This window comes from Kineosporia mesophila (assembly GCF_021129235.1).
Lineage (GTDB): Bacteria > Actinomycetota > Actinomycetes > Actinomycetales > Kineosporiaceae > Kineosporia > Kineosporia mesophila.
On record NZ_JAJOMA010000008.1, the window covers coordinates 20046 to 34646 of the forward strand.

At 67.9% G+C, this 14601-nt stretch carries 10 protein-coding genes; 9 read left to right on the forward strand and 1 reads right to left on the reverse strand.

Translation table 11 applies throughout. From position 1 onward, the window contains the following. Positions 1–2: 2 nt before the first annotated feature. Entirely contained in the window at positions 3–611 is a 609-nt protein-coding gene (rfbC, locus tag LR393_RS12940; RefSeq protein ID WP_231484114.1) for a dTDP-4-dehydrorhamnose 3,5-epimerase, read from the reverse strand. A gap of 181 nt (positions 612–792) precedes the next feature. Between rfbC and rfbB the strand changes: the two genes are divergently transcribed. The 9 genes from rfbB to LR393_RS36370 all read left to right on the forward strand — a co-directional run bounded on the left by rfbB (position 793) and on the right by LR393_RS36370 (position 14586). Then, on the forward strand, positions 793–1791 hold the full coding sequence (gene rfbB, locus LR393_RS12945; protein ID WP_231484115.1) for a dTDP-glucose 4,6-dehydratase: 999 nt from the start codon (positions 793–795) through the stop codon (positions 1789–1791). 333 nt (positions 1792–2124) lie between these two features. After that, the gene (locus LR393_RS12950) at positions 2125–2709 is read left to right on the forward strand and encodes an acyltransferase (protein WP_231484116.1); all 585 of its coding nucleotides are present in this window, start codon (positions 2125–2127) and stop codon (positions 2707–2709) included. Positions 2710–2735: 26 nt separating this feature from the next. Further along, on the forward strand, positions 2736–4004 hold the full coding sequence (locus tag LR393_RS12955) for an MFS transporter (RefSeq protein ID WP_231484117.1): 1269 nt from the start codon (positions 2736–2738) through the stop codon (positions 4002–4004). A gap of 17 nt (positions 4005–4021) precedes the next feature. Next, positions 4022–5041 carry a TolB-like translocation protein gene (locus LR393_RS12960; RefSeq protein ID WP_231484118.1) on the forward strand — a complete coding sequence of 340 codons (1020 nt, stop codon included), beginning with the start codon at positions 4022–4024 and terminating at the stop codon, positions 5039–5041. Positions 5042–5262: 221 nt separating this feature from the next. Then, positions 5263–6549 (forward strand): glycosyltransferase family 4 protein, encoded by a 1287-nt coding sequence (locus LR393_RS12965; RefSeq protein WP_231484119.1) that lies wholly within the window; start codon positions 5263–5265, stop codon positions 6547–6549. Positions 6550–6557: 8 nt separating this feature from the next. Continuing rightward, entirely contained in the window at positions 6558–11345 is a 4788-nt protein-coding gene (locus LR393_RS12970; protein WP_231484120.1) for a DUF4082 domain-containing protein, read from the forward strand. A gap of 34 nt (positions 11346–11379) precedes the next feature. Continuing rightward, positions 11380–12489 carry a Gfo/Idh/MocA family protein gene (locus tag LR393_RS12975; RefSeq protein ID WP_231484121.1) on the forward strand — a complete coding sequence of 370 codons (1110 nt, stop codon included), beginning with the start codon at positions 11380–11382 and terminating at the stop codon, positions 12487–12489. Beyond that, positions 12486–13451 (forward strand): NAD-dependent epimerase/dehydratase family protein, encoded by a 966-nt coding sequence (locus LR393_RS12980; RefSeq protein ID WP_231484122.1) that lies wholly within the window; start codon positions 12486–12488, stop codon positions 13449–13451. Before LR393_RS12975 ends, LR393_RS12980 begins: the two co-directional genes overlap by 4 nt. Beyond that, the gene (locus tag LR393_RS36370) at positions 13438–14586 is read left to right on the forward strand and encodes a glycosyltransferase (protein ID WP_231484123.1); all 1149 of its coding nucleotides are present in this window, start codon (positions 13438–13440) and stop codon (positions 14584–14586) included. The genes LR393_RS12980 and LR393_RS36370 overlap by 14 nt, the downstream gene beginning before the upstream one ends. Positions 14587–14601 lie beyond the last annotated feature (15 nt).

The following is a 14601-nucleotide window of genomic DNA, read 5'->3' on the forward strand; positions in this document are numbered from 1 at the left end:
GCCTACACCCGGACCGATGCGAGCGAGTCCAGGTGACGGCGGCATTCGGCGTAGTCCGGGAGGAGACCGGCCTCCTCCGCCTGGGCCAGGGTCGGCGCGTCGCGGTCCTTGTCCGAGAGCAGAATCGGGACATCGCTGGGCCAGGCGATGCCGAGCGCCGGGTCGACGGGGCAGACACCGCGCTCACGAGTGGGGTTGTAGACCGTGCTGGACAGGTACATCACCGTGGCCCCTTCCGTGAGCGCGACGAACGAGTGAGCGAGACCTTCCCCGACGTACACGGCCTCGTGATCGACGTCGTCGAGGCGCACGGCGTCCCACTGGCCGAATGCCGGTGATCCACAGCGAATATCGACGACCACATCGAGGACGGCGCCCCGCACGCACGTCACGTACTTGGCCTGGCCGGGTGGCACGTCCGCGTAGTGGAGCCCGCGGAGTGTGCCCCGCCGGGAAACCGAGCAGTTGGCCTGGGCGAGCTCGAAACGGTGGCCGATGACTTCGGTCAGCGCTTCATGGCGGTACCACTCCATGAACGTGCCGCGGGAATCCTGGAACTGCTGTGGGTGAAGCGCATAGGCGTCCGGGACGGCGAGTTCGTTCACCTTCATGCGAAGGGCTCCAGAGGTTTCGTCGGGCAGGCCATGCACTGAGGGTATTTTCACGGCGACGGCCACGGAGTGACGCGGTGGAAGATCCGCTATTGTACCGAGAGTTCGCGCAACTGCCCCGTAGGGCGCCGGCCCTCGCTACGGTGATCACCCCGGTTCTGGTGTCGAGAGGGTAGATGGCATGCGCATTCTCGTAACCGGTGGGGCTGGATTTATCGGTTCGCACTTCGTGCGTTCCCTGATGGCGGGTATATACCCCGAGTTCGCTGGGGCCGGTGTGACCGTCCTGGACAAACTCACGTACGCCGGGAACCTGGAGAATCTCGTCTCCGTGGCCCGTCGTCCATCATTCGACGTGGTGGTCGGCGACATCATCGACCGCGCGCTGGTCGATGGCCTGATGTCGTCCACGGACCTGGTCGTGCACTTTGCCGCGGAATCTCACGTAGACCGTTCCATCACCGGCGCCGCCGACTTCGTCACCACCAATGTCCTCGGCACGCAAACGCTCCTGGACTCCGCGCTGAGCGTGGGGCGGCCCGGCATCCGCTTCGTGCATGTCTCCACCGACGAGGTGTACGGGTCCATCGAGAGGGGTTCCTGGACCGAGGAGAGTCCTCTCGAACCCAACTCCCCCTACAGCGCGAGCAAGGCCGGCAGCGACCTGATGGCCCGCTCTTACGCCCGCACGCACGGCCTGGACGTTCTGATCACCCGGTGCTCGAACAACTACGGGCCCTATCAGTTCCCGGAGAAGGTCATCCCGCTGTTCGTCACGAATCTCATCGACAGTCGCAAGATTCCGCTGTACGGCGACGGGTCGAACGTCCGGGACTGGCTGCACGTCGACGACCACTGCCGGGGCATCGCGCTGGTGGCCGCGCGGGGCCGGGGCGGTGAGACGTACAACATCGGTGGTGGTACAGAGCTGACCAATCGTGAGCTCACCGGACTTCTTCTCGACGCCTGTGGGGCGGGCTGGGACCAGGTCGAGCGGGTGCCGGACCGGAAAGGTCATGACCTGCGCTACTCGGTGAACATCACGAAGATCAGCCGTGAGCTCGGTTACCGGCCGCTGAAGCGGTTCGATGTCGGTCTGGCCGAGACCGTCGAGTGGTATCGGGCGTCTCGCGCCTGGTGGCAGCCGCTCACGGTCAAGGCTGCCCTGAAAAAGAACTGACACCGGGTCGGCGGCCTGGTCCGCACCAGGCCGCTCATCCGGCTGGACACGATGTTCCCCCGAACGTCCACAGAAATAGCTCTCACTGCCATGGACATCGCCTACTGGCTCCAGACCTGACTCACGACAACATACTTGGGCGTAGACACGGTGGAGCCACCCTTGGATGGTTACTCGTGCCCCTCAGACAACAGGGGCAGCTCCGGGGTGGGGATAGTGCCTGTGACGCCTGTGTCTGGCCTCATCTGATCGGTCCGGGGGGTCGAACCGGCTGATTGGTTCAGACTCTTTCATGGCGGGAACAACGACGGGGATCCGCATTAGGTTCAGAACATGGGCATTGAGGCCAGCGCTGACATCGACGATTTGGCCGTGATCGGAAAGGGCTCATCGGTATGGCATCTCGCGCAGATCCGGGAGAATGCCGTGCTCGGTGAGCAGTGCGTGATCGGTCGCGGGGCTTACGTGGGGCCTGGGGTGATCCTGGGAAATCGGTGCAAGATTCAGAATTATGCACTGGTGTACGAGCCGGCCGTTGTTGAGGACGGTGTTTTCATCGGTCCGTCGGTTGTTCTCACCAATGACCAGTATCCGCGCGCGGTCACTCCCACGGGTGAGATCAAGTCCGGTGACGACTGGGAAGCGGTGGCGGTGACGGTGCGGGAGGGGGCCGCGATCGGTGCCCGATCGGTCTGCGTGGCCCCGGTGACGATCGGTCGCTGGGCCCTGGTGGCCGCCGGTTCCGTGGTGACCCGGGACGTGCCCGATCACGCGCTGGTCGCCGGTGTTCCGGCCCGTCGGATCGGGTGGGTCGGCCGGGCCGGCCGGCGCCTCGAGCAGCAGGAAGGCCGATGGGTCTGCCCCGTCACCGGAGACGCCTTCACCGAGGTGGGGGAGCGCCTGCAAAGTGTGAGCTGACGGAAGTTCGATGGGGGGAACAATAAATGTACACGACACTTCGCGAGATCCTGCCGTCCGGAAGGGCGATCACCGACGAGGAGCGGGGGGCCGGCCGGCGGCGGGTGTCCCGGATCGTGGTCACCCTCGGGGTGGTCAGCTTCTTCACCGACCTCTCCTCGGAGATGGTGCTCGCGGTGCTCCCGATGTATCTGACCCTCGAACTGGGGCTCACCGCCATGCAGTACGGGCTCGTCGACGGTGTTTACACGGGCATCACCGCGGTCGTCCGGATCGCGGGAGGGCTCCTGGCCGACGTCACGCGGAGGCCGAAGCGGGTTGCTCTGGTGGGGTACGGGGTCTCCTGCGTCACCAAGCTGCTGTTCCTGCCGGCGGGTGGATTCGCCGCCGTCACCGGACTGGTCGCGCTCGATCGCAGCGGCAAAGGACTGAGAACCGCGCCTCGGGACGCGATGATCGCCAATTCGGCCGAGACCCAGGACCTCGGGCGCGCTTTTGGCGTTCACCGGGCCATGGACACGGCCGGGGCGCTGGGTGGTCCGCTGATTGCCTTCGGTGTTCTAGCCATGCTCGTGCACGGGTATTCGTTCATTTTCGTGCTGAGCTTCTCGCTGGCTGCGATCGGTGTGGCCGTGCTGGCGTTGTTCGTTCCGGAGCGGCGCGTGCTGGACGTGCGATCGACCGGTTCGTCACGGGCACGGCGTACGCTGATCGAGGCGGGCTCCCTGGCGGCCGATCGCCGCTATCGTCGTGTTCTGGCCGCCGGAGGACTGCTGTCGCTCGCCACCGTCAGCGACGGGTTCCTCTACCTGTCGATCGAGCGGCGGGTCGATCTGGATCCGGCTGCCTTTCCTCTGCTCTACCTCGGAACCGCCGTTTCCTACTTGGTGTTCGCGATTCCCGTCGGTCGGATCGCCGACCGGGTCGGACGCCGGCAAGTTTTCGTCGGAGGGCATGTTCTGGCTGTCGCCGCATACCTGGTGCTCCTGTTCGCGGCTCCGGGCCCGGCCTTGCTCGTGGCGGTGCTGCTGCTGGTAGGCCTCTACTACGCGGCCACCGACGGCGTACTGGCAGCGCTCACGGCCGGACTCGTACCGGCCGATCTGCGCGGTACCGGGATCGCCGGGGCCCAGACCGCGACGGCCGTGGGCGCCCTGCTGTCCGCCGCACTGTTCGGCTGGCTCTGGGGGGCTTTCGGAGAGCCCTCGGCTGTCGCCGGATTCGCCGTCGGTCTCGTCGCCGCCATCGGGACGGCCACCGTCCTGCTGCGGGGCGTCGTCGCCCCGGGGCGCTGATGCGCCGCAGAGCCAGGATGATCGGTCTCGCCGTGGTGGTGCTCGCGGCCGCCGGGCTGAGTGCCGTCTCGCTGACGAAAGCGGTCGAGACCGAGCACGAGTCGCGCAGACCGACCCGGATGTCGGCGCTGGACAGAGGACTTGACCTGGGGAAGGTTCTGGACCGGCCCCACATCGTGTTCCGCAGTACGTCACCCGGCCCGACCTATGGTCTTCTGGCGGCGGTTCCGCTCGGCCGTCCCACCGGAAAACGATCGGTCTCGTCCCTGTCGTGCGACCGGGTGTACGCCTCCGCCACGACCGGGATCTGTCTCTCGGCAAACCGGGGAGCGGTCACGACCTACCGGGCCCAACTGCTCAGTGGGCGGCTGGTTCCTCGGCTGACCGTGCCGATCTCGGGCATTCCCAGCCGGGTCCGGATGTCGTCCGACGGATCCCTGGGCGCGATCACCACGTTCGTCAGCGGGCACAGCTACGCCTCGCTTGCCTTCTCCACCGAGACGACGGTGCTGGAGACGGCCGGTGCGCACCCGATCGAGGATCTGGAGAAGACCTTCCGGACAACGGTGGACGGGCGGGTGGTCACCGCGAGCGACCTGAACATCTGGGGCGTGACCTTCGGGCCGGGCCCGCGTCCCCGGACGTTCTACGCCACCGCGGCCACCGGCGGATCGACCTGGCTGGTCCGGGGAGACCTGGAACGGCGCACCCTCACGTCGGTCGGTCGCGATGCGGAGTGCCCGTCCCTGTCGCCGGACGGAACCACCCTGGTGTACAAGAAGCGGAACGGATCGCCCCGGCGCTGGCGTTACCACGTGCTCGACCTGACCGACGGATCCGAACGGGCGCTGCCCGAAACACGCAGTATCGACGATCAGGTCGCCTGGCTCGACAACGACCACGTCCTTTACGGGGTCCCTCGCGGTGACTCGGGAGAGGTCGACGTGTGGAAAGCGTCCGTGCGGAATAGCGGGTCACCGAAACTGCTGATCCGTAATGCCTCGTCCCCCGCTGTGGTTCGTGCAGCTGCGCACTGAGGGCCAGTATGTGACTGAGTGGCTGAACGATACAGGAGATAAGCATTCGGCCCGGAAATAAACTCCGCTGTTGGCATGAGCTTTCGAGATCGGGCCGCACGCGGGCATCGAATGATTGATTGTTTGAGGGCAGGGGCTTTGATGTACGTCGTGCGGAAAGAGAAGAGCTGAGTGTGAACCTCGCGGAATAGAATCGTTTTCGACTGTTGGGGGGAACGTCGATGCGTCGCCAGAGTGTTGTCATCATTGTTCAGAACCTGCCCGTGCCGCTCGACCGCAGAGTGTGGATGGAGTGCCAGGCCCTGCGCGACGCGCAGTACGAGGTCTCGGTCATCTGTCCGAAGAGCCCGGGCGACAGAAGCTTTGAAATGCTTGACGGGGTGGCTCTGTATAAGTACCGGGCGGCCCCGGCTACCACCGGGCTGCTGAGCTATATCCTCGAGTTCGTGTACTGCTGGCTGCGCACGGCGATGATCTCGGTCAAGGTGTACCGGTGTCACCGATTCACGGTGCTGCAGGCGTGCAATCCGCCGGACACGTACTGGCTGCTCGGCCGGTTGTGGCGTCTGTTCGGCGTGATCTACGTCTTCGATCACCACGATCTGAACCCGGAACTCTTCCGTTCCCGGTTCGGCGACCCGACGTCGGTCTCGGGCCGGATCCAGCTGGCGATCCTCTATTGGCTGGAGTGGATGACCTACCGGACCGCCCGGCACGTGATCACCACGAACGAGTCGTACCGGCGGATTGCGCTGGAGCGCAGCAAACTCGGTTCCGCCGACGTCACCGTGGTGCGCAGTGGGCCAGACACCTCGATCATGCGGCCCGTTCCGGAGAGCACCGAATTGCGCTGCGGTGCTGATCATCTACTGGCCTACATCGGCATCATGGGCCCGCAGGACAACGTCGACGTCCTGCTCCAGGTCATGCGTGTGCTGACGGTCGACCTGGGCCGCCGAGACGTGCACCTGGTGCTGATGGGTTTCGGTGACTGTCTGGACGGCCTGAAGGTGAAGGCCGTCGAACTCGGTGTCGCGGGGGTGGTCACCTTCACCGGCCGGGCCGATCTGAGGATGATCGCGGACTATCTCTCCACGGCGGACATCGGCGTGTCACCCGACCTGAAGACGCCTCTGAACGACATCTCCACGCACAACAAGACGATGGAGTACATGGCCTTCGGCCTGCCCATCGTCTCCTTCGACCTGGCCGAGTCACGGATCTCCGCCGGGGCGGGCTCGCTGTACGTGCCCTCGGGTGACGTCCGGGCCTTCGCCGAAGCGGTCGACGAACTGCTGAACGATGAGGAACGCCGGCTCCAGATGGGCCGGTACTCCCGTGAGCGCTGCGTCAGCGAGATGGACTGGCAGCCCCAGGCGCGCAAGTACGTCCGGGTCTTCGACCGGCTGACCGGTCACCTGCCCCGCCTTCGGTTGCAGGTCGGCGAGCGCCACCTGGACATCACTCCCCAGGCGGCCTCGACCGTCCTGAGCAGAGAGGCCGAATGATGAGACGGTTGCTGAGAGGCCTGCCTGCGGTCGTGCTGGTCATCGGTCTGGCCGGTGTGGTCATGCCGACTCTGACCGCGGCCGCCGGCTCGGCCGCAGATGCCTGCGCGGCGGGCAACGCCATCGTCTGCGAGAACGCGAAGCCGGGAAATCCCTCGTCGCAGTGGGAGATCGTCGGTAAAGGCTCGAGCACGGTCGAGGGCTTCGCCACGGACATCTCGGTGGACGCCGGGACAACGGTGAAGTTCAAGGTGCACGCCGAGTCCGACTACACCATGAAGATCTACCGGATGGGTTACTACGGCGGCGCCGGGGCCCGGGAGATCGCCACGCTCACTGCCGACGCGGCGGTCTCCAAGGCCAATCAGCCCAGCTCGTGCGCCAACAACAGTGACAGCACCGGCCTGGTCGACTGCGGCAACTGGGGGGTCTCGGCCAGCTGGGCCGTTCCGGCCACGGCCGTGTCGGGAATCTATTTCGCCCGACTCGAGCGCATCTCCACGGGAGACGACAACCACATCCCGTTCATCGTCCGTCATGACAGCAGCCACAGCGACGTGCTGTTCCAGACGTCGGACACCACCTGGCAGGCCTACAACAACTGGGGCGGCAACAGCCTCTACGCGGGCGCGCCCGCCGGCCGGGCCTACAAGGTCAGCTACAACCGTCCTTTCAACACGCGCTCCACCCCGAACGGGCGTGACTTCGTCTGGGGCAGCGAGTACCCGATGGTGCGCTTCCTGGAGGCCAACGGCTACGACGTCAGCTACTCCAGCGGGGTCGACACCGATCGCCTGGGATCATTGCTGACCAACCACAAGACGTTCCTGTCGGTCGGACACGACGAGTACTGGTCGGGAGACCAGCGGGCCAACGTCGAGCGGGCCCGCGATGCGGGGGTGAACCTGGCCTTCTTCAGCGGTAACGAGGTCTATTGGAAGACGCGCTACGAACCGGGTGTGGACGCCTCGAAGACCCCCTACCGCACGCTGGTCACCTACAAGTCGACTCACGACGACTCACAGACCGATCCCACCGGCGTCTGGACCGGCACCTGGCGCGACCCGCGATTCAGCCCACCGGCCGACGGTGGCCGTCCGGAGAACGCCCTGACCGGCACCATGACCACGGCGATCGAGGGCACCCGGGCGATCAAGGTTCCCGCCGACGAGGGCAAGCTACGTCTGTGGCGCAACACGTCGGTGGCATCACTGGGCGCCGGGCAGACTGCGACGCTTCCGGCCGGGACCTTGGGCTACGAGTGGAACTCCGACGTGGACAACGGTTTCCGGCCGCCGGGAGCGGTGCGTCTCTCGGACTCGACCTACGACGTGGAACAGCGTCTCACCGACTACGGCAGCCAGACCGCACCGGGGACGGCCCGGCACCACCTGATGCTGTACCGGGCCGGCAGCGGAGCCCTGGTCTTCGGGGCGGGCACGGTGCAGTGGTCGTGGGGGCTGGACGAGCATCACGACGGTGACGGTGAGGCCCCCGACCAGCGGATGCGCCAGGCCACCGTGAACCTGCTGGCCGACATGAGCGCCCAGCCCGGCAGCCTGCAGAGCGACCTGACCCGGGCCACGAAGTCGGCCGACACCACCCCGGCGTCCGCCGTGATCACGTCACCGGCGGCCGGGGCCGCGCTCTCCAGCGGCACCCCGATCACCGTTACCGGTACCGCGACGGACGTCGGCGGCCGGGTCGGTGGGGTGGAGGTCTCGCTGGACGGCGGGCACACCTGGCACTCCGCCGCCGGCCGCGAGTCGTGGTCGTACGACGGTATCGTCGGCCGGGTCGGGGCGACCACCGTCCAGGCCCGCGCTTCCGACGACAGCGGGAACCTGCAGAGCTCCCCGGCCCAGAGGCCGGTTTCGGTCAGCTGCCCGTGCGCGATGTTCGACGGTGAGAAGCCGGCGATCGAGTCCGGTTCCGACCGGAGGGCTCTCGAGCTGGGGGTGCGGTTCCGCCCCGAGCTGGACGGCTACATCACCGGCGTCCGGTTCTGGAAGGGGGCGGGGAACACCGGCGTGCACACCGGATCGCTGTGGACCTTCAACGGCACCCGGCGCGCCACCGGGACGTTCGTGTCCGAGACCGACAGCGGCTGGCAGACCCTGGTCTTCCCGGTGCCGGTCGCGGTGACCGCGGGCACCGAGTACGTCGCCTCCTACTTCGCACCGAACGGTGGGTACGCCAGCACCGCGTCGTACTTCCTGGGTAAGGACGCCGGCGCCTACCCCCTGACGGCCCCGCGGGCCACCACCGCCTCGCAGAACGGCGTCTTTCTGGCCGGCTCGCCGGGTTTCCCGACCTCGGGCTACCGCGGCGTCAGCTACTGGGTCTCGCCGGTCTTCGACATCGTGAAGCCCGCCGACACGGCCGCACCGACGGTGACCCAGCAACGTCCGGTGGACACCGCCAGCAGTGTGGCCATGACCGTGAAGCCCGAGATCACCTTCGACGAGCCGATCGCCGACGGCAGCCTGACGCTCCTGCTGAGGTCCGACACCGGCCTGGTGCCCGGCACGACCACCCTCAGCGACGACCGGCAGAAGGCCGTGTTCAGCCCGTCGGCCCCGCTGATCAGCGGCACGACCTACACTCTCTCGTCCACCGGGGGCACCGACGACGCCGGGAACGCCTTCACCGGCCTGACCAGCACCTTCCGCACTGCCCAGGTGACCACGCCCGGGGTCTGCCCGTGCAGCGTCTGGTGGGACACCGACGTCCCCACCACCAGAGCCACGGATGACGACCAGGACGTCGAGCTCGGGGTCCGGTTCACGGCGGGAAAGGCCGGTTACGTCACCGGGGTGCGGTTTTACAAGGGTGCCACGAACACAGGTACCCACACCGGCACCCTGTGGTCGCCCAGCGGCACGCAGCTCGCCCACGCGACCTTCACGAACGAGAGCGCGGCGGGCTGGCAGGAGGTCAGGTTCGACACCAAGGTGCCGGTCACCGCCGGCCAGGTCTACACCGCGTCGTACCACACGGCGGGTCATTACGCCCTGACGGCGGGTGGCCTGAACTCCGATGTGGTCAATGATCCTCTGACCGCGGTCTCCTCGGCCGGCAGCGGGGGCAACGGCGTCTACCGGTACGGCGCCCACGCCCTGCCGGACAACAACGGCCGGGGTGCCGACTACGGCGTCGACGTGGTCTTCGAGAACGCCGCCGACATCACGGCCCCCGCGGTCACCGAGCACACCCCGCCGCCGGGCACCGCCAACGTCCGCACCGGCACGGTGCCCCGGGTCACCTTCTCGGAGAAAGTCGTCTCCGGGCTGACCGTGACCCTGAAGGCCGACTCCACCGCGGTCGGTGTCACCGCCGGCCTGGACACCGCGGGTCTGGTCGCCACCCTCACCCCGGCCTCGCCCCTGGAGGCGGGCAGGACGTACACCGTCACGGTCAGCGGCGCCAAGGATGCGGCCGGGAACGTGATGACCCCGTACAAGTGGAGTTTCAGCACATCGGGCACGGAGACCTGCCCGTGCGGGCTGTACCCGGGCGATCAGGTGCCGTCCACGGTCGACTCCCGCGACGCATCGCCGCTGGAGCTCGGTGTGCGATTCACGCCGTCCGTGAACGGCTACGTGAACGGAGTGCGGTTCTACAAGGCGGCCGCGAACACGGGCACCCACGTGGGTTCCCTGTGGACGTCGGGCGGGGCCCTGATGACCTCGGCCACGTTCGGCGCGGAGAGTGATTCGGGCTGGCAGCAGGTGTCGTTCGGGTTCCCGGTCGCGGTGCAGGCCGGTACCACCTACATCGTCTCGTACACCGCCCCCGAGGGCCGCTACTCGGCCGATCCGGGCCAGTTCCGCTCGGCCTGGCAGAACGGGCCGCTCACCGCGCCGGCCGACCGCGCGGGCGTGAACAACGGTCTGTACTCGACCCTTCCGGGACGGTTCCCGACGCGTTCGTACAACGCGACGGGCTACGCGGTCGACCCGGTGTTCACACCCAGCGCGGGCGGCGACTCGTCACCGCCGGTGCTGCTGTCCACCGACCCGGTCGACGGTGCGGTGAGTGTGCCGGTGAACCGTTCTCTGACAGCCTGGTTCGACGAACCTCAGGCGGCCGGTTCGGTGCGGGCGGACATCACCGGTCCGGGTTCTTCCGTCGTGGCCTCCACCGTGTCGGTGGGTGCCGACAACTCGGTGACCGTGACACCGTCCTCTGCTCTGCAACCGGACACCCGCTACACGATCCGGATCAACGGCTCCGACCTCGCCGGAAACGCCCTGCGGAACCCCGTGACCTGGTCGTACCGTACGGCGAAGGCGGCGGGAACGGCCTGCCCCTGCTCACTCTGGAGCGACGGCACGGAACCGGCGGTGGCGAGTGCGGACGAACGCCGGGCGGTCGAGCTGGGCGTGAAGTTCACCCCGGAGCAGGACGGGCGGATCACCGGAGTGCGGTTCTACAAGGGACCGGACAACGTCGGGACGCACGTGGGTACGCTGTGGAGTGCGACGGGTGCGGAACTGGCACGGGCCACGTTCGGTCCGGAGTCCTCCGCGGGCTGGCAGGAAGTGACGTTCGCCCAGCCGGTCGACGTCACGGCGGGCCGGACCTACGTGGCCGGCTATCACACCGATACCGGTGGATATGCCTACACGCTCAACGGTTTCGCGGGTATGGGGGTCGCCCGGGGGCCGCTGGGGGCGCCGATCGGGACGACCACGGATCCGAACGGTGTGTACGCGTACGGGGCGCTCGCCTTCCCGTCGTCGGGCCGGTCGACGAACTACTGGGTGGACGTGCTGTTCCAGCCGAAGCCCTGACATCCGCACGCCGCCAACCAGACGGGGAAAACACATGACGACAGACGTGGGCACGGACGATCTCGCGGTCGCGGTGGACGGGCGGGACCGCCCGATCGGGCTCGCCGTGATCGGGGCCGGTTACTGGGGACCGAATCTGGCTCGCAACGCCCATCAGTCGGACGCCCTGCGGCTGATGGCCGTGGTCGACCGGGATCCGGCGGCGGCGCGGAAACTGGCCTACCGGTATGCCGGGGTCATCGCCTCGGCCGATCTGGAGGGCGTGCTGGCCGATCCCGGGATCGACGCCGTGGCGGTGGCCACGCCGGCCGCGAGTCACCACGCGGTCGCCTCGGCGGCGATCGCGGCCGGTAAGCACGTGCTGGTCGAGAAGCCGCTCGCGGCGACCTACGCCGAGGGGCTGAGCCTGGTCGAGGCCGCCGAACGGCGGGGTGTGGTGCTGATGTGCGACCACACCTACTGCTACACGCCGGTGGTGCAGCGTATCCGGGAGATCACGCACGCGGGGGAGCTGGGTGACATCCAGTTCGTCGACTCGGTACGGATCAACCTCGGGCTCGTGCAGCCCGACGTGGATGTGCTCTGGGACCTCGCGCCGCACGACCTGGCGATCCTGGATCACGTTCTGCCGCAGAGGTTAAGGCCTCTGGCGGTGAGCGCGCAGGCGGCCGACCCGATCGGTGCCGGGCAGGCCTGCGTGGGTTACCTGACCCTGCACCTGCCGGGCGGGGCGATCGCCCACGCGCACGTGAACTGGCTGAGCCCGGTGAAAGTGCGCACCACCCTGATCGGTGGATCACGGCGCACTCTGGTCTGGGACGATCTCAACCCCTCGCAGCGGCTCTCGGTCTACGACCGGGGGGTCGACCTGACCGACACGACCGACACGACCGGATCGGCCGACGCTGACGACCGGCACCGGCGTCAGGTGTCCTACCGGTCAGGAGACATGACCGCTCCGGCTCTACCGGAACGTGAGGCTCTGCAAGGGGTGATGACGGAGTTCTCCGAGTGCATCCGCACCGGCCGGGCCCCGGTCACCGACGGCCGGTCCGGATTGCGTCTGCTCGACATCCTCGAGGCGGCCACCGCCAGCCTGAACACCGGTGGTACCGCGGTGTCGCTGCGGGAGGGTGGACGATGAGCGGGGTGGTGATTCCCGGGACCGACTTCCTGGTCACCGGAGGAGCGGGCACGATCGGGTCGACCGTCGTGGACCAGCTGCTGGCGGCCGGGTGCGGCCGGGTGTTCGTGCTGGACAGCCTGGTGCGGGGCCGGGAGGCGAACCTGGGCCGGGCTCTGGCCGACGATCGGGTCGAGCTGGTGCAGGGCGACATCCGTGACGTGGAACTGGTCGGCCGGCTCACCAGGCAGGTGAACGGCGTATTCCACCTCGCGGCCCTGCGGATCACTCAGTGCGCGGCCGAACCCCGGCTGGCCAACGAGGTTCTCGTCGAAGGCACGTTCAACGTGATCGAGGCGGCGGCCGGCGCCGGGGTGCGCAAGGTGGTGGCGTCGTCGTCGGCGTCGGTCTACGGCTTGGCCGAGACGTTCCCCACCGCGGAGAACCACCATCCGTGGGCGAACGACACGCTCTACGGCGCGGCCAAGGTCTACAACGAGGGCCTGCTGCGGAGTTTCCACGCCATGACGGGGCTGGACTACGTCGTGCTGCGGTATTTCAACGTGTACGGGCCGCGGATGGACGTGCACGGTCTCTACACCGAGGTACTGATCCGGTGGATGGAGCGGATCGTGGAGGGCCAGGCCCCGCTGATCTTCGGTGACGGGCAGCAGACGATGGACTTCGTCTACACGGAGGACATCGCCCGTGCCAATCTGCTGGCCATGTCGGGGACGGTGACCGACCGGGCGTTCAACGTCGCGAGTGGCCAGGAGGTCAGCCTGCGCCGGCTGGCCGAGATGCTGCTGTCGGTGATGGGCAGCGGTCTGGACGTCGAGCACGGCCCGGAACGGGCGGTCAACGGTGTCGTGCGGCGCCTGGCCGACACCCGGGCGGCCCGTGGCGAGCTGGGTTTCGAGACCGCGGTGGACCTGGAAGAGGGGCTGCGCCGGCTGGTGGAGTGGTGGCGTGCCCAGCGATGAGCGGCCGCTGGTGATGATCAGCGCGGGCACCTACTGGTACGGCCCGCGGATGCTCGATCATCACCTGGCCCATGAACTCGCCCGTTACGCCGATGTCGTCTACGTCGAGCCGGGGACCTCGGTCGTGAGCCGCTGGCGGGGCTCGACGGCGGCCCGGGCCGCGTGTGGTCCTGAGGTCGAGAGCGTGGAGCCGGGGGTGCAGGTGCTGCGTCCGCGGGTGAACCCGATGATGGAGCGTCGTCTGGGAAAACCTCTGGCTCTCTGGCTGATCCGGCGGTCCATGCGCCGGGCCGGCCGGCGTCTGGGCCGCCCGGTGCACGCGCTGGTCCTGATGTCGCTGAACCCACTGTTCGGTTCGGTGGGGGAGCGGTACCGGGTGTTCTACGCAGGTGACGACCTGGCCGCCGGCGCCGGTCTGATGGGTATCAGTGATCCGGGCCTGGCCGGCCGGGCGGTGACGCTGCCCCGGCAGGCGGACATCGTGGTCGCGGTCAGCCCGCCGCTGGTGGACAGTCTGCGGTCGGCCGGGGTGGAGGCCCTGCTGATCCCCAACGGTGTCGACGTTCCGCACTTCTCCCGCACGGTGAAGGCCAGTCCCGACCCGGCGGCGGTCGAGCTGGGTCCCCGGCGTGTGGGTTTCGCCGGTCATCTGGGCGACCGTATCGATCCTGACCTGATCGCGGCGGTCGCCGACCGCGACTGCACCGTGCTGCTGGTGGGGCCCCGTCAGCGGGGAGCCGGTGACTGGCTGGAGGAGGTGCTTCGCCGGCCGAACGTGCACTGGCTGGGGTTGCGGTCGTACGCCGACCTGCCGTCGGTACTGGCGGCAGCCGACGTGTGGATGCTGCCCTACGACGACAGTGCCTTCAACCGGGCCAGCTTCCCTCTGAAACTGCTGGAGTACCTGGCCGCCGGACGCCGCGTGGTGGCCACCGACCTGCCCGCCGTGCGCTGGCTCGACACCGGCCTGATCGACGTGGCCCACGGGGCGGCCGGTTTCGCCGATGCCGTCACCGGAACGCTCGGCCGGCCGCTGACCGCGGCCGAGTCCGCCGACCGGATCGGATTCGCCTCCTCCCACGGATGGACCGAACGGGTGCGCCCGCTCGCCGAGCAGATGGGACTGAGCACATGAAGCAGCTGGACAGGA